The organism is Paracoccus sp. L-17, assembly GCF_056857655.1.
Map to the genome: position 1 here is coordinate 112728 of NZ_JBSXNM010000042.1, position 21825 is coordinate 134552.

The window sequence follows — 21825 nt, forward strand, 5'->3', positions numbered from 1 at the left end:
AGGTCCGCGCCCCATCCGATCTAGCGAAAGCCGTGACATGGATTATTCCTGGGATTTCGGCCCGGTTCTGGCGCGTTTCGACATGCTCGCACTGGGACTGTTGAACACGATCAAGATCGCCGCGGTCTCGATCGCACTGGGCGTTCTGGTCGGCCTCGTCCTGGCGATGATGCGTCTCTCGCCGCGCAAGTGGCTGGGCATTCCGGCGCTTGCCTTCATCGAATTCTATCGCAACACGCCACCGATCGTTCATTTCTTCTGGTTCTTCTATGCGCTGCCGGTGCTGCTTTCGATCAGCCTCAATCCCTATGTCGCCGCCGTGCTGGCGCTGTCGACCCAGTCCGGAGCATTTTACGCCGAGGTTTTCCGGGGCGGGATCGTCTCCGTCGAGCGCGGGCAATGGGAAGGCGGGCGCGCGCTCGGCATGACCCATGCGGCGCTGATGCGCCGCGTGATCGTACCGCAGGCCATCGCCCGCATGGTTCCGCCCTTCATCGAGCGCAGCTTCGAGTTGTTGAAGACCACCGCGCTGGCCTCGACACTTGCCTATGCCGACCTGCTCTACCAGGCGATGATGGTGAACTCCGAGACCTTCCGTCCGCTCGAGGTCTATACGATCATCGCGCTGATGTACCTCGTGCTGCTGTTGACCGCCAGCCAGTTGGCGCGGCTCGCCGAAGCCCGGCTGACGGCCTATCAGTGAGAACCCGGCGATGACCTACGTTCCCGATTTCAGCATCGTCACCGACAACTGGATCGTCCTGTTGCGCGGGCTCTGGGTCACCATCCAGATCTGGATCCCGTCCATCGCCATCGGCCTTGCGGGCGGCCTGCTGCTTGCGCAGGCGCGGCTGGGCCGCAGCGGCTGGATCCGCGGCACGAGTCTTGTCTATGTAGAGCTTTTCCGGGATACCCCGGTCCTGATCCAGCTGATCTGGTTCTACTACGCCTTCCCGATCCTCGTCGGCGTGCAGCTGACCCCCTATGCGGCGGCACTGCTGGGACTGATCCTGAATACCTCGGCCTATGCCTCGGAGATTTTCCGGGGCGGCATCAGGTCGATCCATCGCGGCCAGATGGAGGGCGCGCTTGCCATCGGCATGTCCCGAACCCAGGCCATGCGCCGGGTAATCCTGCCGCAGGTCATCAAGCGCATGCTGCCGGCCCTGACCAACCGGACGATCGAGGTGGCCAAGATGTCCTCGCTTGCCTCGGTGATCTCGGTGCACGAACTGATGTACCAGGGACGTCTGCTCTCATCGACCTATTATCGACCCTTCGAGATCCTGACGGCGGTGGCCTTCATCTACTTTGTTCTGATCTATCCCGGCACCTTCCTTGCCGGGCGTCTCGAAAAGCACCTGGCGCGGTCCAACTGACCTGAAAAGGAACTCGCATGACCGGCAATCCCATTCTGGAAATCAAGGCCCTGCACAAGCGGTTCGGCGACCATCACGTTCTCAAGGGAATCGATTTCACCGTCGAGCCGGGCGAACGCGTCGCGATCATCGGCGGTTCGGGCTCGGGCAAGTCCACCTTCCTGCGCTGCATAAATTTCATGGAGACGCTGAGCGCGGGGGAGATCTGGCTGGATGGCACCCGCATCGGCGTCGAGCGGAAAGGGACCGTCACCTATCCCGATAAACAGCTCTGCCAGGTGCGCGAGCGGCTGGGCATGGTGTTTCAGCAGTTCAATCTCTTTCCTCACATGAGCGTCCTGGGCAACGTCATGGAGGGACTTGTGACGGTCAAGGGCATGGCGAAAGCCGAGGCCCGCAGGATCGCCGAGGCCGAACTGGCCAAGGTCGGCCTGTCGGATAAGCTCGACGCCTGGCCCGGGCGCCTTTCCGGCGGCCAGCAGCAGCGCGTCGCCATCGCCCGAGCGCTGTCGATGCAGCCCGAGATCCTGCTCTTTGATGAGCCGACCTCATCGCTCGACCCCGAACTTGTGGGCGAGGTGCTGCGCGTCATCAACAAGCTGGCCGAAGAAGGGCGGACCATGCTGCTTGTCACGCATGAGCTTGGCTTTGCCTACCACTTCGCCACCAAGGTGATCTTTCTCGCCGATGGCGTTTTCCACGAGGTCGGCACCCCCGACGAGGTTCTCAAGAACCCGCGAAAGCCGCGCACGCGGGACTTTCTCCGGCGCTTCGGAGAATTCGCGTTCTGAAACGCGCCCGATCCAGACATCTCAAGACCAAGGTATGATCATGACCCCTCAAAGCAGCTCCTCTTCCCAGAGCTACGTGAAAGACCCGCGCAACGACGGCGTCGAGATATATGTGAACGGCGAATTCTTCAGCCGTGACGAGGCCAAGGTCTCGATCTTCGACGCGGGGTTCGTGCTCGGCGACGGCGTTTGGGAAGGTATCCGCCTGATCAAGGGCAGGCTGCTGGCCATCGATGAGCACATCGACCGCATCTTTGAAGGTGCGAACGCGCTTCAAATCGACATCGGCTTCGGCAAGGCCGAACTGGTCGATGAAATCTGGAAATGCCTTGGGCACAACGAGATGGAGGACGGCGTCCACATCCGCCTGATGATCTCGCGCGGGCGCAAGTCGACGCCGAACCAGGATCCGCGCTTTATCGTCGGTGGTGCAACGATCGTGATCGTGGCCGAGTGGAAACAGCCCAATCCCGAACTGAAGGCAAGCGGTATCAAGCTGATGACCTCGACCATCCGCTGTTCGACGCCCGATGTCTTCGACCTGCGCCTCAATTCGCACTCACGTCTCAACTTCATTCAGGCTTTGATCCAGGCGATCAACATGGGCGCGGACGAGGCGCTCATGCTTGACGATCGCGGTTTCGTCGCCTCCTGCAACTCGACCAACTTCTTCATCATCCGGGGCCAGGAACTCTGGACCTCGGACGGGCAGACCTGCTTCAACGGCATCACGCGCAAGAAGGCGATCACGCTTTGGCGTGAGGCGGGCCTTGTCGTCCGCGAAAAGGCCTTCACACTGGCCGAGGTCTACGCGGCAGACGAGGCCTTCGTGACCGGCACGCTCGGCGGCATCACGCCGGTTTCCAGTATTGATGGCCGCGCGATCGGTTCGGGCAAGCCCGGTCCGATGACGGCCAGGATGAACGATCTCTACCAGGCCTATATCCGGGCCTGACCGATCCCCGCGCCGGATCGTCTTTCCGCCCCGGCTGCGGGCCCCGATCCGGCGAAACCTGCGCCGCGCAACCTCCATCGCCTTCCGACAGACCGGCCGGCTCGCCCGTCAGGACCGCCGCCTGCGCGTTGGTATCGTCTGATCGCGCTGCTCTGCTGGCGCATCGCGCAGCCCATGCAGGGCCGGGTCCAGTATTTCAGGCAGTCCTTGCATGCACTTCGATGGTGACATGGGCGAGTTCATGCACGCTTTCCAGCCGCCTCCGGTATTCCGTGACCGGCTTCGGATCCGCGCTCAGGATCGAGATGATGGCGCCGTGATGTCCCGGACCCAGTTGCCAGACGTGAAGGTCGATTATTTCATCGCGTTCGTTTTCGATGGCGGCGCGGACCTCGTTCGGCAGAACGTCATCGCCATAATGCAGCAGCACCGCACCGCTATCGCGCAACAGGCCCCACGACCAGCGAAGAATGACAACAGCGCCAACGATGCCGATCAGAGGGTCGAGCCACACCCAGCCATAGCTGCGTCCCGCGAGCAGCGCGAAGATCGCCATCACCGAAATGAGGGCATCGGCGAGGACATGCAGATAGGCCGCGCGCAGGTTGTTGTCGCGATGTTCCACGCCGGTCGCATTTGCGCTGTGATGTCCGTCCTTGTGGGTTTGCGCATGGTGGTGGTCATCATGGTGGTGATGTCCGTGCCCATGATGATGGTCGGGATCATCCTTGAGCAACCAGGCGCTGACCAGGTTGATGACAAGGCCCAACGCCGCCACCAGGATCGCCTCGTCGAAACTGATCGGAACCGGGCTGCGCAGCCGGACAAGGCTTTCCCAGCCGATCAGCAAAGCGACGATGGCCAGAACGGTCGCGCTGCCGAACGCGGCCAGATCGCCAAGCTTGCCGGTGCCGAAGGTAAAGCGCGGGTTGCGCGCATTTCTTCGGGCATAGAGATAGGCCAGCGCCGTGATCAGCAGCGCCGAGGCATGCGTGGACATGTGCCAGCCGTCAGCCAGCAACGCCATCGATCCAAAGATCGTCCCGGCGGTGATTTCGGCAACCATCATCGTCGCTGTCAGCGCGATGACGGCCCAGGTCCGGCGTTCGTTGCGGGCATGGTTTTCGCCAAGGAATACGTGGTCGTGCGGAACGACGGGTGCGAAATCGCGGCTCATCTGAGATGCCTTCTCATGACTTCGGTGAATTCCGCCGCCCCGGCGGCACGTTGCGCCTCGTTTTCCGCATCGACGATATGGTTGCGCAGATGATCCTCGAGCAGTTCGACGACGAGACCGTTGGTGGCTCCGCGCACCGACGCGGCGAGGTTCAGAATTTCGGCACAGGAGGCTTCGGCTTCCAGCGCACGCTCGATCGCTTCCATCTGACCCTTCAGCCGGCGGACCCTTGCAATGAGCTTCGATTTGTTCTCGGTGGTGTGTGACATAGGAAAGGGTGCTACCCTATATTCGGGGCGGGCGCAAGTTGATCTTGCCGACCAGGATGCCGCCACGCACCGCACGATTGATCGTTCGTCGTTGCCGGAACCGGCCAGCGCAGGCGGCACGGACGATCCTTGTCGCCATAGCGGCTGGCCCTTTCGTCGCACGGTCGCTTGCCCGGCCAATCCGGGGCGCGTCGCCATGCCGCGCAACTCACCGATTGTCCGCGATGTCTTCGCAGATCCGCGTCATCGGGGTCGGATCAGCCTGTGCATTCGCCAATCGGACCGATCCGGAACGACGATGTCACCAGGAAGGATCGTCAAGATATGATTGCACGCAAGGAACATCGAGCACGACGATCGCGTTGCCCGCCCAGAAACGCTTCCGGACAGCACGGAGATATCCATGGCCAGCCAGATCACCACCATCAATCCCGCGACAGAGGAAACGCTGAACACCTACGCCCTCATGACCAATGACGAGGTGAAGGACGCCGTGCGCGGATGCCACGAGGCTTTTCTCGAATGGCGGCAGCGCCCGATCGAAGAGCGGGCCGAGACCATCCGCGCGATCGGCAACGAACTCGCGAACAGCAAGGAAGACTTTGCCCAGCTCATGACCCGCGAGGTCGGCAAGCTGATCGGCGACAGCCGCGACGAGATCGACCTCTGCGCCCAGATCTGCCAGTTCACCGCCGATAACGGCCCCAGGGCGCTGGCCGACGAGGAACGCGATATCCCCGGCGGCACGGGTGTGGTCCATTATTCGCCACTGGGCGTCATCTACGGCATCCAGCCGTGGAACTTTCCCTGCTATCAGGTGGTGCGCTATGCCATCGCCAACCTGATGGCCGGCAACGGAGTTCTTCTCAAGCACGCCGAAAACTGCACCGGATCGGGGCTGTTCCTGCGTGATCTGATGCAGCGCGCGGGATTGCCGAAGAACCTGTTTACGGTCCTGCTGATCGATCACGACCAGTCCGATCTGGTCATCGAGAACGATCTGGTGCGCGGCGTGACGCTGACGGGCAGCGACGGGGCCGGTCGGATCGTGGCCCGGAAGGCGGCCGAGAACCTCAAGAAATCCGTTCTCGAACTGGGATCCAACGACGCCTACATCGTCCTGGATGACGCCGATATCGACAGCGCGGTGGAAGCCTGCGTCGCGGCGCGGATCTACAATAACGGCCAGACCTGCGTGAACGGAAAGCGGTTCATCGTCACGGCAAGGAATTACGATGCTTTCGTCGAGGGCTATTCCCGGAAGATGCAGGCGATCGAGATGGGCGACCCGACGGACGGCCGGACCGGGCTAGGCCCGCTGGCACGCAACGATCTGCGCGACAAGCTGGCGGCGCAGGTGGATGAAAGCGTCCGGAAGGGCGCACGGGCCGTGGTCGGCGGCAAGACGCCCGACCGCAAGGGCGCCTATTACCCCGCGACCGTGCTTGTCGACGTGAAGCCCGGCCAGCCCGCCTATGACGACGAGTTGTTCGGCCCCGTGGCCTCGATCATCAGGGCCGAGGACGACGAGGACGCCATGCGTATCGCCAATGACAGCCGCTACGGCCTCGGCGGCGGCATCTTCAGCCGCGACGAGGGCCGCGCACGCAAGCTGGCGGCCGAACAGTTCGACACGGGCATGATCTCTCTGAACGGGTTCAACCTCGCCATACCCAACATGCCCTTCGGAGGCGTGAAGAATTCGGGCTACGGGCGCGAACACGGCGGCTTCGGCATGAAGGAATTCGTCAATGCCAAGTCGATCTACATGATGGATGCCGCTGCGGACGCCTGACGCGGGATAACGCCGAAGCGGGCAGGCGGTCCGTCACCGGCGGTTCAGCCCGCCCGATCCGGCGCAAAGGGCGGCGGCAATCCGCAATCGGCCGCAAGCGCGTTCAGGTCACAGCAAAGCGCGCGGTCGAGCGTCAGGCCATGGCTGCGGCGCGCCTTGGCAAGGGCCGTCTTGCCATCGCCGGGCAGCCGCACCGGGTCATGTCCGGGCAGCGGGGGCGAGGCGCGCATCTCGTCGAAGACCCGGGCTGCCTGTCTGGCAAAGGCATCGCCGCTGCCGAACGCCTTCGGGTCAAGCGCCACGACGAATTGCCCGGTATTCGTGGATGAGGTCGTGTCCTTCGTGAAGTCGACCACATCCGATCCGAAGGCCGCGCCGTTCATGATTCCCGCCATCAGCCCGATGGCCACCGACAGGCCAAAGCCCTTTGAGCCGCCGATCGGCATCAGAAAGCCTTCGGACTTCCGGGCCGGATCGGTCAGCGGCTTGCCGTCGCGCCCGACCATCCAGCCTTCAGGCATCGGTCTGCCCTGTTGCAGCAAGGTCTTGATCTTGCCCATCGCGGCCACCGTCGTCGCCATGTCGAACACGAACGGGTCAGGGCCTGCGGCGGGGGCGGAAAAGGCGATGGGATTGGTGCCGAGAAGCAGATCCGTTCCCCCATGGGGCGGCACGTGGTTGGCGCTGCCCACGGCGGCGGCCATGCCCAGCATCCCGGCTTCGGCCTGAGGACGGACATACAGCGCCAGCGGCCCGGCGTGATTGCCGCGCCGCACGCCGACCCAGCCGATCCCGACGCTGCGCGCCTTGTCGATGGCCAGGTCGCGGGCGGCGGCCATGGCGAGGTGGCCAAGCCCGTTATCACCGTCGATCACGGCTGTCGCGACGGTTTCCTGCGCGACAGCGATCGTCGGTGTGGGGTTGTATCCACCGCCCGCCAGGCGCGCCAGATACTGACGCAACCGGAAAACGCCGTGGGTGCCGTGGCCGTAGACATCCGCCTCGACCATCAGATCCGCAACCTTTGCCGCGTCCGCATCGGGCACCCCGCGCGCCCCCAGCGCGCGGGCCACGAAATCACCCAGCGCCTCGACGGATATCGCCATGCCCTCAGGCATTGTGGGATCCCACGGTTTCCTGCTGCCAGAACACCACCTTTCGCTGGGTCCACTGCACGATCACATAGAGCGCCAGGCCGATGAGGCTGAGATACAGAATCAGCGAGAAGACGCGCGGTGTGTTGAGTTGTGAGGCGGCAACGCGGATCAGTTCTCCGAATCCCTTGCCGCCGCCCAGGAATTCGCCGGTGATCGCACCGGCCATGACGCCCACGGCGCCGATCTTGATGCCGGTGAAGATCTGCGGCAGACCCGTCGGCAGCTTCATCTTGATGAGCGTCTGCATCCGGCTTGCGCCCATGGTCTTGAACAACATGCGCGCGTTTTCATCCGCAGCATGCAGCCCGGCCGCTGTGCCCACGACAATCGGAAAGGTCGCGATGAACGCCGCCAGCGCCACCTTGGATTCGATGCCGAATCCAAGCCAGGCAACGAAAAGCGGCGCGAAGGCCACCTTTGGCATCGTGTCGATGGCGACCAGGTAAGGCATGACCGCCTTTTCCCCGAACGCGGTTTCGCCCACCAGCACGCCAAAGGAAAACCCGATCAGGATTGCCAGCGCGAAGCCATAGAAAACCTCCTTCATCGTGATCCAGAGCGGCTCCAGCATGTAGCCGGCGGTCAGAAGATTCTGACCGACAAACAACACGTCCTTCAGCGTTTCCATCGGGGTCGGCAGGATGATCGGCGAGACGAAGCCAAAGCTTGTCACGAACTGCCAGGTGCCGATGAAGGTCACGAACACGAAGGTCATGGCAATCCAGCGCGGAACCGAATCGATGAAGGCGACTTCCTGAACCCAGACGGTGTCCTGCACCGTCTCGGCATCGGAGGGCTGATTGGTCTGATACTCGGTCACATGTCCTCTCCCTTGTCCAGCATGCCGCGAATGTGATCGACGATCTCGCCGAACTTCGGCGTCGTCATCATGTCCAGCGTCCGGGGCCGGGGAAGATCGACGGTCACGATCTCGGCGATGCGGCCGGGGCGCGGTTTCATCACGATGATGTCGTCGGACAGAATGACGGCTTCCTGAATGGAATGGGTGACAAGAAAGGCGGTGGCGTCCTGTTCGCGACAGATCCGCTGAAGTTCCATGTTCATCATGTCGCGCGACAGCTCGTCCAGCGCGCTGAACGGTTCGTCCAGCAGCAAGACTGCCGGTTCGGTGATAAGCATCCGACAAATCGAGGCGCGCTGCGCCATGCCGCCGGACAGCTCGTTGGGATAAACGTTCTCGAAACCCTTGAGGCCCACGATGTCGAGAAGCTCGTGGGCCTTGTCCATCGCCTTCCTGGCGGCCGCCTTGCCGTCGCGAATTTCGATCGGCAGGACGATGTTTTCAACTGCGGTCTTCCACGGAAACAGCGTGGCCTGCTGGAACATCATGCCGATGTCCCGGCGGGGCCCCGTCACTGGCTGATGCTGCAGGATCACCCGGCCCCTTGTGGGCGGGATCAGCCCGGCCATGATCTTGAGCAAGGTCGACTTGCCGCAACCGCTGGACCCGATGATCGAGGTAAAGCTGCCCTTGCGCAGGGTGAGACTGACGTCTTCAAGCGCGATCACACGGTTGCGCGCATAGGTCTTGCTGACCTTTGTCAACTCGTAGACCGGCGCGCCAAGAGGCGCGCCGGAATAGTCGTGTGCAACGGCTGTGTTCATCCGCCCGCGGCCTCGCTTCCAAGCTTCGCGAACTCGTTCGTCCAGGCGGCGTCCAGATCATCAAGCGGGCTGGACAGCTCGCCGCCCGCGATCAGCGATTCCTGCCATTCGGCCCAGACCTCGGCCGGATACCAGCCAAGATGCGGGCTGCCCTCGGGGGGGATCGTCTTGGAGCGGACCGCGTCGAAAAGCGCGGACTGGAATTCCTTGTCCTCGCCTTCCTGCGGATTGCCGTCCGCCAGATGACCGAGAACCTTGTCGCGGTTCGCATCGTCGAGGGCGAAGGCATGTCCCTTGGCAAAGGCGCGGCTCCAGGCTTCGACCAGCGCGCGGTCGTTGGCGATAGTATCGGCCATGGTTGCGATGCCGTTCCCGAAGAAGCGGCCGAACTCCTCGGGGGTGATATCCCGCACGGCCATGCCACGCTGATTGAGGATGGCGGTATCGGCGGTCGATGAAGAATAGGCGTCGATTTCGCCGTTCAGGAAGGCCGCTGTCGCCGGACCACCGTCGCCGACGGTGAGGAAGTCGTAGTCCTGACCCTCGGTCATGCCTGCACCGGACATGACGTTGCGGGCAAACCCGACCTCGGCGCCGTCGGCCGTGCCGGTGCCGATCACCTTGCCGCGCAGCTGGTCGATGCTCTGGAAGTCGGAATCGTCCTGCACCGCGATGCCGAAGTTGCTGCGTGCGGCGACGTTGTAGATGTGCACCGCGTCCACACCACGGGACCGCGCCGCCAGCAGCGGACCGGGACCGGGGCGTCCGAACTGCGCCTGACCTGCGGAAAGCGCCTGCAGCACGGCGCCGGACCCGTTGATCGCTTCCACGTTGACGTTCAAACCCTCTTGCGCGAAGTACCCTTCGCCGATGGCGACGAACACGGGAAAAGAGTTGATGGCGGACGGGCTGGGCTGAACGAAGGTGATGTCGCGCATGGTCTGTGCCAGCACCGATTTGCCCAGAAAGCCCGTGGCCGGAACGGCGGCCAGCAGTGAGGCGGTAAACGCTCTTCTGTTGATCATGGTCATTTTCCTCCCGTTTATGGTTCTGCCTTTCGCCGCCTCCTCTGCGGCGGCGGGCGCTATACGGCGCGCACGGTGTTGCAAAGCGTGCCGATTCCCGAAATCCTGCATTCGACCGTGTCGCCGTCCTTGAGGAACCGCGGCGGCTCCATGGCATAGCCGACGCCGGATGGCGTGCCGGTGGCAATAATGTCGCCGGGCTCCAGCGTCATTCCTTCCGACAGCGACGCAATCAGCGTCGGGATATCGAAAATCATGTCGGCCGTGGTGCCATCCTGACGTTGCTCGCCATTGACCCTGGTCCCGATGGATAACGCGTGCGGGTCGGCGATGGCGTCCGCGGTTTCGATCCAGGGGCCGATCGGACAGGATCCGTCCAGTCCCTTGCCTTTGAAATACTGGCCGCCGTGGCGACGCTGGATGTCCCGTGCAGAGATGTCGTTGAGGATCGTGTATCCGAAGACGTGATTCATGGCATCGGCCTTGGCGATGTTCCGGCCGGCCGTCCCGATCACGACGGCCAACTCGACCTCGTAGTCGATGCATTCGGACAGGTCCGGGAAAACCAGGATGTTTCCGCCTGGCGGAACGATGGACGTGATCGGCTTGCTGAAAAAGACCGGATGCCGGGTCACGCCCACATCCTGTTTCTGCGCGCGGTCGCCCTCGGCGATGTGTTCCGCGTAGTTTCGTCCGACGCAAAAGACGTTCTTCCGCGGGGCCGGTATCGGTGCAAGCAAGGCCGCGTTCGCCGGCGCAAGGGCGTCAGCATGGTTCCCGGCCTCGGCATCGGCCACCAAACGTCCAAGCGCGGCAACCGCTTGGTCGCCGCCTTCGATGAGGCCCTGCATCGAACCGGCCCGAAGCGCGTCGGCACCCGATCCGGAAATACCCCGAGCGGCTTTCGCGATGTCCAGCCTTTTGCCGTTCTTCAGAATTGCGACGCAGACGTCTTGTTCGCCCACGGAAATCGTTGCCAGCCGCACTCGGCATCCCTCCCTCGTGATAACATGTGGCGTCAGAGCGAACAGAACTGCGACTCGCTGCCACATTCTTGAGGAAATGTTTGAATATCTCTCGGAAGCGATCAATCAACCAATTAGGGAATTGGGAGAGATCATGACCACCGATCTGACAAAGAGGCTTCGGGATCTGATCGACGATGCCGGGTATCGGCACAACGACCGGATCCCGCCGGAACGCGATCTGTGCATGCGCCTGGGCACGACGCGGAACCAACTGCGCAAATCCTTGTCCGAACTGGAAGCGCAAGGCCGTATCTGGCGTCATGTCGGTCGAGGCACCTTTGTCGGCGCGCGACCCGTTCTCAATCTTCAGGACGTGACCTATCTGCGCGACCAGATCAAACCCGAACAGGTGGTGACCGTTCGGCTCAACATCGAGCCGGAACTGAGCCGGCTGGCCGCACAGCACGCCGGCAAAACCGACTGCGAACAGATGAAGCTATGTGCCGAAAAATGCAGGAACGCCGAAGATTGGCGCGCATACGAGGCATGGGACAACCATCTGCACCACGCCATCGCGCGGGCTACCCGGAACCAGCTGTATCTCTATTTCTTCGAGACGCTGAACTCGGTGCGCCGGTCCATCGTCTGGGGGCAACCGCGCGAAACCCGCGCGCCGGCCACCGATTATTCCAGCTTCCGCGAACACGATGAAATCGTCGCCGCCATCATCGCCGGTCAGGGCGAACTTGCCGCCATCGCGATGCGGCGTCATCTTCGTTCGGTCTATTCCCGCGTCTTGCCCGGCAATATCCCCGAGGACGGCTGAGGTCGCCGGATGCCGTAACCAATCTGGAAAATGGTTGTTCGTGCGACCCTCGCGACCACTTGCCAATCATGCGCGAATTCTTCGAATAATCGGTCGAAGGCGCCGTCTTCTCGGCCGGCGTGAAAGACGTCGCGCGATCAATCACGGATCGGGTCTTCGACCACCAAGCGTTCAGGAGAACAGCAATGCCGGATCATGTCATCCCCACACCGCAAGCGCATGTCATTCCCGCCGGGGACGGCGGCAGCTTTCCCGTGCGGCGCGTTTACTGTATCGGCCGCAACTTTGCGGCCCATGCGGTCGAAATGGGGCATGATCCCGATCGCGAGCCCCCGTTCTTCTTCCAGAAGAACCCCGACAACCTGGATCCATCGGGCGAATTTCCCTATCCGCCCCACTCGTCGGATGTTCATCACGAGGTAGAACTGCTTGTCGGTCTGAAATCCGGCGGCACGAACATCCCGCTGGACCGGGCTCTGGATCACGTCTGGGGTTATGGCGTTTGCCTTGACATGACGCGGCGCGATCTTCAGGGCGAGGCGAAGAAGCTGGGTCGCCCGTGGGAAATCGGGAAGGCATTCGAACGCTCTGGCCCGGTCGGTCCGCTGCGGCCTGTCTCCGAGGTCGGCCATCCCGATCAGGGACGGATCGAGCTGAAGGTCAACGGCGAGCTGCGGCAGGAGGGAGACCTGAACCAGATGATCTGGAAGGTGCCCGAGATGATCTCGTATCTTTCAGAATATTTCGAGCTGGCGGCCGGCGACGTCATCATGGCCGGAACGCCGTCGGGTGTGAACGCCATCGCGAAGGGTGACGTGCTGGAAGCCGCGATCGAAGGCGTCGGAACGCTGACCGTCAAGGTCGTCTGATTTCACAGGGACAGATCCGGCCGGGGCGACGCTGCATGCGATGCCTCACCATCGTCTTTTCCATGCACCTGCTTTCAAGGGCTCGGCGCAAGGACCAATCTGCGCGATACTGCTGCGTGTGCCGCAGGATCGACATTATCGGACTGGACGCGGGTTTCGCCAGGCACCGCCCGCCGGCTTGCACCTTGGAGGCCCGATCGCGCATTGGCCGGTGACGAATTCGAACGATTTGCTCAAGGCAGCACCTCCGAAATCGAGACCAGCCGCTTTTCGGCGACCGAGCGGGCTGCCGCCTCGGCGAGGACGAGTGCCATCAGGCCATCATGGCCGGTCGTTGGCGGCAAGCCGCCGCTCTCTATCACCTGCACGAAGGTGGCGATCTCGGCCGCGTAGGCCGCGCTGTAGCGCGTCATGAAAAAGTCGAGAAGCGGGGGGCGCGTGAATCCGCCGGCATTGGCCAGCGTGGTCCGGGATTGGTGGATGTTCTCGACCGCAAGCGCCCCTTCAGAGCCCAGCACTTCGATTCGCTGGTCGTAGCCATAGGTGGCGCGGCGCGAGTTCGTGATCGTGCATTGCCGACCGCCGGCCGTCCGCAGGATGACGCTGACGCTGTCATGGTCGCCCAGGCGCCCGATCTCGCGGTCGACAAGCACCGAAGCCGCGGCCTGCACCGATTCCACCTCTTCTCCAAGCAGCCAGCGGGCGACGTCGAAGTCGTGGATGGTCATGTCCTTGAATATGCCGCCCGAGCGTTCGATATAGTCATAAGGCGGCGGCCCCGGATCGCGCGAGGTCAGCGTCACCATCTCCACGTTGCCGATATGGCCGGCGTCGATTGCGGACTTCAGCGCCAGGAAGTCGGGGTCGTAGCGGCGATTGAAGCCGACCATCAGCGTCGTCCCCGTCTCCTCGACGACGGCAAGGCATTGCTGGACGCGCGCCACCGACAGGTCCACCGGCTTTTCGCAGAATACGGCCTTGCGGGCCCGGGCGAACCGATCGATCAGGTCGGCGTGGGTGTCGGTGGGCGTACAGATAATGACGGCATCGACGTCCTGCGCGGTTTCGATCTCGTCGATGGTCCGGACGCTGGCGCCGTATTTGCCGGCAAGCGCCTGGGCCGCATCGGCGACCGGATCGGCGACCGCGACGCATTGTGCGCCATTGGTGGCCGCGACCGCTTGCGCGTGGGTCTTGCCGATGCGGCCAGCACCGAGGATGGCGAGCCTGAGAACCATGATGAATCCCTTTGGCGGGCGCAGTCTGTGCGCCGGTTTCTGATTGGAAGGATCCGCGACGAATCCCTTGCGGAAAATCTCAGGCGGTTTCGGCGTATTCCGGCTGGGTCTTGGCGCCGGTGATGTAGGCGACGACATCCTCGCCACTGGTGTCCTGCTTGCGCAGGTTGGCGCAGATGCGGCCGCGGCGCCAGACCACGATTCGGTCGCAGAGGTCCATCACCTGCCGCATGTTGTGGCTGATCAGGATCAGTGGCTCGCCCTGTTCCTTCAGCGTGCGGATGATGTTTTCGACCTGAACGGTTTCCTGAACCCCAAGCGCGGCGGTCGGTTCGTCCATGATGGTCAGCTTGGAATGGAAGGTGGCGGTGCGGGCGATGGCGACGCATTGGCGCTGGCCGCCCGACATGTGCTGGATCGTGTTGCGGATGTTGGGGATCTTCACGCCGGTCTTCTCCAGTCCCGCCAGCGTGGCCTTTCGCATTCCCTTGTAATCGAGGATCGAGAACGGCCCAAGATTGAACTTGCGCAATTCGCGACCCAGGAACAGGTTGTCGGGCACATCCAGATGATCGGCCAGCGCAAGGTTCTGGAACACCGTCTCGATGCCGGCCTCGCGCGCCGCCAGCGGCCCATCGAACTCGACATAATCGCCATTGAACCAGATCCTGCCGGCGGTCTTCTGTTCGACCGCGGTGATCTGGCGCACGAAGGTCGACTTGCCGGCCCCGTTGTCGCCCATGATCGCCACGTGCTCGCCCTTGCGGATCTCGAAGTTGCAATCCACCAGCGCGTGAACGCCGCCATAATGCTTGGTCAGCCCCTCGGTTCGCAGGATGACCTCGGCCGGTTCGACCCGCGGATGCGGCGCCTCGGCGCCCGAGATGTTGGTCTGGATATCGCTGGCCATGATGTTCTCCCTCAAGCCTTTGCCGCGGCGCGTTTCTGGCGCCACTGGTCCAGAACGACGGCACCCACGATGATCGCGCCCTTGACCATCTCCTGGTAGTAGGCGTCGAGGCGCAGGAAGGTGAAACCCGAGATGATCACCCCGAAGATCAGCGCGCCCAGCACGGTGCCGAGGATCGTCCCGCGGCCACCCTGAAGCGAGATTCCCCCGATCACGGCCATCGCGATGGCATCGAGTTCATACATCAGGCCCATGCCGGCCTGGGCGGTCAGGTTCTTGGAACTGAGCACCAGCGCGGCGATGCCCGCCAGCAGACCGGCGATGGAATAGACCAGAACCTTGTGTCGCGCGACCTTGATGCCGGACATCCGCGCGGCCGCCTCGTTCGAGCCGATGGCATAGGTGTGCTTGCCATAGACGGTGTATTTCAGGATCAGGTGAAACAGGATCGCGAGGAACGTGAAGATGAAGACCGGCATCATGCCCGATCCGATCGCCGTGTAGCTTTCCGTCGGGAAGGATACGGGCTGGCCCGCGGTCCACCACTTCGCGACGCCGCGGGCCGACACCATCATGCCAAGCGTCGCGATGAAGGGCGGGATACCCGTATAGGCGACAAGCAGGCCGTTGATCAGCCCCGCGACCAGACCGCAGGCCAGCGCCACGATCATGGGCACGATCAGCGGCAGGTCGACCCAGCCCTGCTCGAAAAAGACCGCGCGGCTATTCTCGATGCCGTTGATCTGGCCGACCTGGGCAAAGCTCATGGCGATCATTGCCGTTGCACCGACGACAGAGCCTGACGACAGGTCGATCCCGCCGGTGATGATCACCTGCGTCACGCCGAGCGCGATGATTCCGATGATCGAGACCTGAAGGATGATGATCTGCAACCGCGCGGTGTTGAACAGACCGTCGATGTTGTCCCGCGTGTTGAACAGAAAGCTGTCATTCATCAGGAACCGGCCCAGCACTTCGAACGCGAGGACGATCAATGCCAGGCCGATGGCGACGCCGGCCTCGGGCGGCAGACCGCGTTTCGATGCGTCAAAGGCAAGTCCGCCGACCCCATGTGGTGATTCCGCCATCTCGGGTTCTCCTCCTTGCCCGGCCTCACTGGCCGGAGGTCGGGAGACGGCGCGGAATTGCGCCGCCTCGGGGCCTTTCGAGCGTGAAACGCTCAGTTCTGGGTGGTGAAGTCGGACATGTTCTCGGGCGTCACGAGCTGGAACGGGATGTAGACCTTGCGATCGACTTCCTCGCCACGCGCCAGCGCCAGCGCGGCATCGATCGAACCCGCGCCCTGCCCGGCGGCGTCCTGAAACACGGTCACGTCAAGTTCGCCCGCCGCCATCGCAAGGAGCGCATCGCGAGTCGCGTCGATGCCACCCACGACCACATCCTCCATCGCGATGCCCGAAGCCTTCATCGCCTGGATCGCGCCGATGGCCATTTCGTCGTTGTTGGCGATGACGGCGTCGAATGGCTGGCCGGTTGACAGCCAGTTCGTCATCATGTCCTGCGCCTCGTCGCGCTGCCAGTTCGCCGTCTGCCTGTCGATGACGTCTATCTCGACCGCGCATTCGCCGCCTTCGATCACGTCGCTGATGTCCTGCGTCCGAACCACGGCGGCCTGGTTCGACAATTCGCCCATGAGGATATAGATCTCGGCCGGATCCTTGCCGGCGGCGCCCAGCATATCGCAGATCGCGACCGTTTGCAGCGACCCCGATTCGCGCTCGTCCGAGCCGACGAAGGCCTGGTTGTCCGGCATCGAATCGACATTGATCGGTTCCCGGTTGACATAGACAAGCGGCACACCCGCCGTATTGGCGGCGTCCGACATGGCCTGCGTGGCCGAGGTATCGACCGGATTCACGATGATCGCGTCGACGCCCGAGGCGATGAAATTGTTGATCTGGTCAAGCTGCTTGCCGACATCGTTCAGCGCGTCCTCGACCTGTATATCGACATCCTCGAGGCTGCCGGCGTATTCCATCATGCCGTTTCTGAGCACGGTCAGGAAATTGTCGTCGAACGATGACATCGATACCCCGATCGATTCGGCCATCGCCGCCGTCGAAAGGAGCGACACCAGCCCCCCTGCAATGATCGTTTTCTTCATCTTTCCTCCTCCATTGGTGTCCGGCTCACCTTGATCAATGCCGGATCATGCCGCTTTTTGTGGCAAAGCGGGTTCCAGGCGGTCGCGGCAGCGACCGACATGTTCAGCCGATGTTTGGAACCGTCATGGCATTGATGGCAAAGGACACCATGTTCTGTCGAATTCCGGTTGGAGCTGTCCCGCCATGACGGTCAGATCCGGTTCGGGATGAAGAAACCGGCAGGCCGGGCGCCGGACTTGTCCGGTCGCGCGCAAGCCCGGCCTCACGATCGGCTGTGACGCAAGAAGCTTCGCAAGTCCGGATTCCATCCCCATCTCCCGGCTGTCCCGACCTTCAGGGCGGAGCCCCAACATTCCGAGATAGAAGTAAACATAGATTGACGCGAATTGCAACCGGTTGCAAATACTGGCTGGCAGTTTTATTCATGTCACCGTCGGGCAAACGCATGTATGAGTCCGCCGTTCACCATTTTTGCGGAGGCGATCACGGGATGCCGGTGACTCTGAAGGATGTCGCTGAAAGGGCGGGTGTCTCGCGCTCTGCGGTTTCGCGCACCTTCACGGATGGCGCATCGGTTTCCACGACAATGCGCCGCAAGGTGGAAAAGGCCGCAAGAGAGCTTGGCTACAGTCCCAATGCACTGGCTTCCTCGCTGACCACGGGCCGGACCAAGCTGATCGGCCTGGTTTCCAACAACTTCCTCAATCCGATCTTTCTGCAGGTCTTCGACCTTTTTACCCGCGGCCTGCAAGACCGGGGATTGCGCCCCTTGCTCGTGAACCTGTCGAACGAAACGGATCCGGAAAATTCGGTTCGCATGCTGCGGCAGTATTCCGTCGATGGCGTGGTCGTCGCCTCATCCACTCTGCCTTCGGATTTCGCCATGGCCTTCCGGGATGCCGGCGTGCCGGTTGTGCATGCCTTTGGCCGATATTCCTCCTCGCCGAAGGTCCATGTTGTCGGGATCGACAACCGCGAAGCGGGCCGATTGGCCGCGCGCACCCTGGTCGAGCGCGACTATCGCGACATCGCCTTTCTTGGCGGACCCGAGATCGCGACCTCGACCCAGGACCGGTTTGCCGGGTTCATGTCCGAACTGGCGGCGCATCCGAAAATCCGGGTCAGCCATTCCTTCGCCCTCGCCTATTCCTTCGACGCCGGACGTCAGGAGATGTTGCGCCTGCTGAAGGCCGGGCCGGCCCAGGCCTATTTCTGCGGCGATGACGTCCTGTCCATCGGCGCGCTCTCGGCCATCGCCGACAGCGGCTATTCGTGCCCTGCGGATATCGGGATCATCGGCTTGAACGACATGGAAATGGCCCGATGGGAGAACATCAACCTGACCACGATCCATCAACCGATCGAGCAGATCGTCACCTCGTCGATCGAACTGATGCTGGCATTGCTGAAAGACCCCGATCGCCATCCGGAGGCGCGGATCTATTCCTGCCCGGTGGTCGAGCGGGGCACCCTGCGCGCCCCTGCCTGACCGATCGGCGCGCTCAGCGGAACATCGGCGGCCGGGCCTCCGTCCAGGCGCCGCTGGCTCTTGCCGAGGTCACGGCCGCATGGACCGCCGCCATCGAGCGCACACCCGCCGCCGCGTCGGGCAACCCGTCGCGGGGCTCTCCGGCGATGGCATCGGCCAGGTCGCAATAGATATTGGCCACGGCGAGGGGGAAGCCCTCGGGGTGGGCGACAGCCACGCGAGACAGGCGCCGTGCTTCCTCGTGCAGCCCGCTTTCGCCCTTCTCGATGATCTGCGTGCGGCCACCCAAGGGCGTGTAGATCAACTGGTTCGGCTGCTCGGACGCCCATCGAAGCCCGCCCGTCTCGCCAAAGACCTGGACGTCGAAACCGTGCTGCCGCCCGATGGCCACGGACGAGGTCCAGAGCCGGCCGACAATGCCGCTCTCCATCCGAAAATTGACCATCGCATCATCCTCCAGCGCGCGGCCCGGGATGGTGGAGGCGAAATCGGCCGAGAGCCGTTCCACCTCGTCGTCGCACAGGAAACCGGCCATATGCAGGGCATGGATGCCGCAATCGGCGAACTGGCCGGAAACCCCTGCCATCTTCGGATCATAGCGCCAGCGGATCCGGGGGTTGTCGGCATCCTTGGCGTCGCCGTGATGGCCGTGGCTGAAATTGGTGATTACCAGGCGAACCTTGCCGATCTCTCCCGCCCGGACCATGGCGCGGGCCTGGCGGATCATCGGATAGGCCGAATAGCAATAGTTGACTGCGCAGATCCGGCCGGATTTCCTGGCCACGCGGACGATTTCCTCACCCTCCTCGACGGTCATGGTCATCGGCTTTTCGCAAAGCACGTTGAACCCGGCTTCGAGAAAACCTTTGGTGATCTCGAAATGCGTGGCATTCGGGGTGGCGATGGTCACAAGATCGATGCGGTCGGCACGGCCTTTTTCGGCTGACAGCATCTCCTGCCAGTCGCCATAGGCGCGGTCGGCCGCGATTCCCAGCCGCCGCGCATAGGCGCGTCCGGCCTCGGGTCGGTGGTCAAGCGCGCCGGCGGCGAATTCGAAACGGCCATCGGCCAGCGCGCCCAGCCGGTGGGCCGGGCCGATCTGACTGCCTTCTCCGCCGCCGATCATGCCCCATTTCAGCTTGGTCATGGCCTGTTCCCCTTACTTGAAGCCGATGGATTCGAGATATTCGCGGTTCGCCCCGGCATCCTTGATCGGCGAGACATCGAGGGTGGGATCGCAGTCCTGCTCGACCGTGCACCAGCCCTCGAAGCCGGCGTCCAGCAGGACCTGGCGAACGGCCGGAAAGTCCACGTCACCCTCACCGAGGTTGCAGAAGATGCCCTGTCCGCAGGCATCATAGAACCCGGTGCGGTTCCGGATCGCCTCGGCCTTTACCCTCGGGTCGATATCCTTGAAGTGCATGTAGGAAATTCGGCCGATATGCTTTTTCATGAAGGCCACGGGGTCGAAGCCGGCATAGGAATGGTGCCCGGTGTCGAAGCAGATCCCGAGGATCGTCTCATCGACCTCGTCCAGCAGGCGTTCCAGTTCCGGCTCGAAGTCCAGGAAACCCGCGGCATGGGCATGAATACCCACCGTCAGGCCGTATTCCTCGGCCCCGATCCGCGCGCTTTCGGCGATTCGGTCGCGGAAGGCGATCCATTCGGCGCGGTCCATCTGTTCGGCCTCGCCGGCACGGCCGGCGGTGGGCGCGCGGCGCGGCGAGATGGAATCGATCAGCACCAGATGCTGGGCCCCATGGGCCCTGAGCGCGCGCGCAGTGCGGTGGGTGGCGTCAAGCACGTCCTTCCAGGCTTCGGGGTCATGATAGGGGCGGAAGACGACGCCGCCGATCAGCTCGAGCCCGTGTTCCTCCAATGCGTCCGACAGGATCCCGGGATCCTCTGGCATGAAGCCCACGGGGCCGAGTTCGATCCCCTTGTAACCCGCCGCAGCGCATTCTGCGAGAACGGTCCGCCATGCCGGGTTCCGGGGATCCTCTGCGAATTCCACCCCCCACGAGCAGGGCGCGTTGCCGATTCTGATGGTCATGCCTGCGTTCTCCGGTGATCAGAAATCTTTGATGTCGGTCCAGGTCCCGGCGTCGGCCGAGGCGCGCATCGCGGCGATGACCCGATTGACCTCATGCCCGTCGCGAAAGCAGGGCCAATGCGGCTGACCGGTCTCGATCGCATGCAGGAAATCCCTGGCCTCGATGATGATCTGGTCCTGGTAGCCGGTGCCATGGCCCGGCCCCTGGCAGAATGGCGCGTAGTCGGGATGCGCCGGACCGGTCAGGATCCTGGTGAAGCCGCGCTCTGCCTCGGGGCCCTCCATCCGGTAGAGCCAGATCGCATTCTGGTCTTCCTGGTCGAACCGGATCGCGCCCCTGGTGCCGCTGATTTCATAGGCGAAACCCATCTTGCGGCCGGTCGCGATGCGCGAGAAATACATCTGCCCCATCGCGCCGTTCTCGAACCGGCACATCATCTGGGCGTGATCGTCGTTGCTGACCTCGCCGCCGGGGCGCGTCTTGTGAACGGTCTCGTAGCTGCCCGCCACCGAGATGATCGGCCCCATCAGCGCCAGGGCGCCGTTGACCATATGCGGGGCAAGATCGCCCATCGTGCCATTGGCCATGCCGCTGGTCCGCCAGGTGGCCGGGGCCTTGGGGTCGGCCAGGAAATCCTCGGTATGTTCGCCCCGGAACCAGGTGATTTCTCCGATCTCTCCGGCGGCGACGAGGTGACGGGCGAACTGACTGGCGGGGGTGCGGATATAGTTGAAGCCGACCATGTTCACGACGCCCGCATTCTCGGCCGCGGCGACCATGGCGGCGCTGTCCTCGAGCGAGGCACCCATGGGTTTTTCGCAGAAGACCGCTTTGCCCTGCGCGAAAGCCGCCTCGGAAATCATTCGATGCGTCTCTTGCGGCGTGGCGATGACGATGGCTTCGACGCCGGGATCGTCGACCAGGGCCTTCCAATCCGAAGTGGCGCGGGCAAAGCCGTAGGCGGCGCGATAGCGTTCCGCGCTGTCGGGGGACGAGGCACAGACCATTTCGAGCCGGGGCCGCAGGGTCGTGTCGAAGATCGCGCCGACCGCGGACATGGCCACGGCATGTGCCTTGCCCATATACCCGCCGCCCAGAATGCCGATGCCAATTTGGGTCAAGCTGTCCTCCTGCCAGATTTTGATTGCAACCGGTTGCAAAAAACGTATCG

At 63.0% G+C, this 21825-nt stretch carries 23 protein-coding genes; 9 read left to right on the forward strand and 14 right to left on the reverse strand.

The window, feature by feature from the left end; all coding sequences use genetic code 11:
• Positions 1-37: 37 nt before the first annotated feature.
• From AC13CR_RS12685 to AC13CR_RS12700, 4 genes are read left to right on the forward strand one after another with little or no spacing between them, the layout of a single operon-like run.
• Complete coding sequence (locus AC13CR_RS12685) at positions 38-703, forward strand: amino acid ABC transporter permease (protein ID WP_292956194.1); 666 nt, start codon at positions 38-40, stop codon at positions 701-703.
• 10 nt (positions 704-713) lie between these two features.
• Positions 714-1379 carry an amino acid ABC transporter permease gene (locus AC13CR_RS12690; RefSeq protein WP_293013568.1) on the forward strand — a complete coding sequence of 222 codons (666 nt, stop codon included), beginning with the start codon at positions 714-716 and terminating at the stop codon, positions 1377-1379.
• A gap of 17 nt (positions 1380-1396) precedes the next feature.
• On the forward strand, positions 1397-2170 hold the full coding sequence (locus tag AC13CR_RS12695) for an amino acid ABC transporter ATP-binding protein (RefSeq protein WP_292956185.1): 774 nt from the start codon (positions 1397-1399) through the stop codon (positions 2168-2170).
• A gap of 40 nt (positions 2171-2210) precedes the next feature.
• Positions 2211-3125: an aminotransferase class IV gene (locus AC13CR_RS12700; RefSeq protein WP_414692172.1), complete on the forward strand. Its 915-nt coding sequence runs from the start codon at positions 2211-2213 to the stop codon at positions 3123-3125.
• A gap of 196 nt (positions 3126-3321) precedes the next feature.
• Here the strand turns inward: AC13CR_RS12700 and dmeF are convergent, their stop codons facing one another.
• Together dmeF and AC13CR_RS12710 are read right to left on the reverse strand one after the other, a co-directional pair.
• Positions 3322-4302 carry a CDF family Co(II)/Ni(II) efflux transporter DmeF gene (dmeF, locus tag AC13CR_RS12705; protein WP_292956179.1) on the reverse strand — a complete coding sequence of 327 codons (981 nt, stop codon included), beginning with the start codon at positions 4300-4302 and terminating at the stop codon, positions 3322-3324.
• Entirely contained in the window at positions 4299-4508 is a 210-nt protein-coding gene (locus AC13CR_RS12710; protein WP_446233732.1) for a metal-sensing transcriptional repressor, read from the reverse strand. The genes dmeF and AC13CR_RS12710 overlap by 4 nt, the downstream gene beginning before the upstream one ends.
• A 28-nt stretch (positions 4509-4536) precedes the next feature.
• On the opposite strand from AC13CR_RS12710, the gene AC13CR_RS12715 reads away from it, so the two are divergent.
• Together AC13CR_RS12715 and AC13CR_RS12720 are read left to right on the forward strand one after the other, a co-directional pair.
• Positions 4537-4899, forward strand: coding sequence for a hypothetical protein (locus AC13CR_RS12715; protein ID WP_292956814.1), 363 nt, complete (start codon positions 4537-4539; stop codon positions 4897-4899).
• A gap of 75 nt (positions 4900-4974) precedes the next feature.
• Positions 4975-6366 (forward strand): NAD-dependent succinate-semialdehyde dehydrogenase, encoded by a 1392-nt coding sequence (locus tag AC13CR_RS12720; protein WP_446232277.1) that lies wholly within the window; start codon positions 4975-4977, stop codon positions 6364-6366.
• Between the two features lie 44 nt (positions 6367-6410).
• Here the strand turns inward: AC13CR_RS12720 and AC13CR_RS12725 are convergent, their stop codons facing one another.
• Genes AC13CR_RS12725 through AC13CR_RS12745 form a run of 5 tightly spaced genes read right to left on the reverse strand, consistent with a single transcriptional unit; the run spans position 6411 to position 11265 of the window.
• Positions 6411-7484 (reverse strand): Ldh family oxidoreductase, encoded by a 1074-nt coding sequence (locus tag AC13CR_RS12725; RefSeq protein WP_446235309.1) that lies wholly within the window; start codon positions 7482-7484, stop codon positions 6411-6413.
• Positions 7477-8343 (reverse strand): ABC transporter permease, encoded by an 867-nt coding sequence (locus AC13CR_RS12730; RefSeq protein WP_292956170.1) that lies wholly within the window; start codon positions 8341-8343, stop codon positions 7477-7479. The genes AC13CR_RS12725 and AC13CR_RS12730 overlap by 8 nt, the downstream gene beginning before the upstream one ends.
• Positions 8340-9149: an ABC transporter ATP-binding protein gene (locus AC13CR_RS12735; RefSeq protein WP_292956167.1), complete on the reverse strand. Its 810-nt coding sequence runs from the start codon at positions 9147-9149 to the stop codon at positions 8340-8342. Before AC13CR_RS12735 ends, AC13CR_RS12730 begins: the two co-directional genes overlap by 4 nt.
• Positions 9146-10174: an ABC transporter substrate-binding protein gene (locus tag AC13CR_RS12740; RefSeq protein ID WP_482919997.1), complete on the reverse strand. Its 1029-nt coding sequence runs from the start codon at positions 10172-10174 to the stop codon at positions 9146-9148. Before AC13CR_RS12740 ends, AC13CR_RS12735 begins: the two co-directional genes overlap by 4 nt.
• 59 nt (positions 10175-10233) lie before the next feature.
• A complete protein-coding gene (locus tag AC13CR_RS12745; protein ID WP_292956161.1) occupies positions 10234-11265 on the reverse strand; it encodes a fumarylacetoacetate hydrolase family protein in 1032 nt (343 codons plus the stop codon).
• Positions 11266-11293: 28 nt separating this feature from the next.
• Here AC13CR_RS12745 and AC13CR_RS12750 point away from each other — a divergent pair, with 28 nt between their 5' ends.
• Both AC13CR_RS12750 and AC13CR_RS12755 read left to right on the forward strand, forming a co-directional pair.
• Positions 11294-11968, forward strand: coding sequence for a FadR/GntR family transcriptional regulator (locus AC13CR_RS12750; protein ID WP_292956158.1), 675 nt, complete (start codon positions 11294-11296; stop codon positions 11966-11968).
• A gap of 185 nt (positions 11969-12153) precedes the next feature.
• Positions 12154-12837, forward strand: coding sequence for a fumarylacetoacetate hydrolase family protein (locus AC13CR_RS12755; protein WP_292956155.1), 684 nt, complete (start codon positions 12154-12156; stop codon positions 12835-12837).
• A gap of 233 nt (positions 12838-13070) precedes the next feature.
• Here AC13CR_RS12755 and iolG read toward each other — a convergent pair whose 3' ends face one another.
• The 4 genes from iolG to AC13CR_RS12775 all read right to left on the reverse strand — a co-directional run bounded on the left by iolG (position 13071) and on the right by AC13CR_RS12775 (position 17110).
• On the reverse strand, positions 13071-14075 hold the full coding sequence (iolG, locus tag AC13CR_RS12760) for an inositol 2-dehydrogenase (RefSeq protein WP_292956152.1): 1005 nt from the start codon (positions 14073-14075) through the stop codon (positions 13071-13073).
• A 79-nt stretch (positions 14076-14154) separates the two neighbouring features.
• A complete protein-coding gene (locus AC13CR_RS12765) occupies positions 14155-14985 on the reverse strand; it encodes an ATP-binding cassette domain-containing protein (protein ID WP_292956149.1) in 831 nt (276 codons plus the stop codon).
• 11 nt (positions 14986-14996) lie between these two features.
• Positions 14997-16073 carry an ABC transporter permease gene (locus AC13CR_RS12770; RefSeq protein WP_446233525.1) on the reverse strand — a complete coding sequence of 359 codons (1077 nt, stop codon included), beginning with the start codon at positions 16071-16073 and terminating at the stop codon, positions 14997-14999.
• Positions 16074-16165: 92 nt separating this feature from the next.
• Positions 16166-17110 carry a sugar ABC transporter substrate-binding protein gene (locus tag AC13CR_RS12775; RefSeq protein WP_292956143.1) on the reverse strand — a complete coding sequence of 315 codons (945 nt, stop codon included), beginning with the start codon at positions 17108-17110 and terminating at the stop codon, positions 16166-16168.
• Positions 17111-17601: 491 nt separating this feature from the next.
• Here AC13CR_RS12775 and AC13CR_RS12780 point away from each other — a divergent pair, with 491 nt between their 5' ends.
• Entirely contained in the window at positions 17602-18600 is a 999-nt protein-coding gene (locus AC13CR_RS12780) for a LacI family DNA-binding transcriptional regulator (RefSeq protein ID WP_292956140.1), read from the forward strand.
• Between the two features lie 13 nt (positions 18601-18613).
• Here the strand turns inward: AC13CR_RS12780 and AC13CR_RS12785 are convergent, their stop codons facing one another.
• The 3 genes from AC13CR_RS12785 to AC13CR_RS12795 are packed head-to-tail and all read right to left on the reverse strand — an operon-like array spanning position 18614 to position 21775.
• Positions 18614-19747, reverse strand: a complete 1134-nt coding sequence (locus AC13CR_RS12785; RefSeq protein ID WP_292956137.1) for a Gfo/Idh/MocA family protein — start codon at positions 19745-19747, stop codon at positions 18614-18616.
• Between the two features lie 12 nt (positions 19748-19759).
• Positions 19760-20653 carry a sugar phosphate isomerase/epimerase family protein gene (locus AC13CR_RS12790; RefSeq protein ID WP_292956134.1) on the reverse strand — a complete coding sequence of 298 codons (894 nt, stop codon included), beginning with the start codon at positions 20651-20653 and terminating at the stop codon, positions 19760-19762.
• 18 nt (positions 20654-20671) lie between these two features.
• Positions 20672-21775, reverse strand: coding sequence for a Gfo/Idh/MocA family protein (locus AC13CR_RS12795; protein ID WP_292979044.1), 1104 nt, complete (start codon positions 21773-21775; stop codon positions 20672-20674).
• Between the last annotated feature and the right edge of the window lie 50 nt (positions 21776-21825).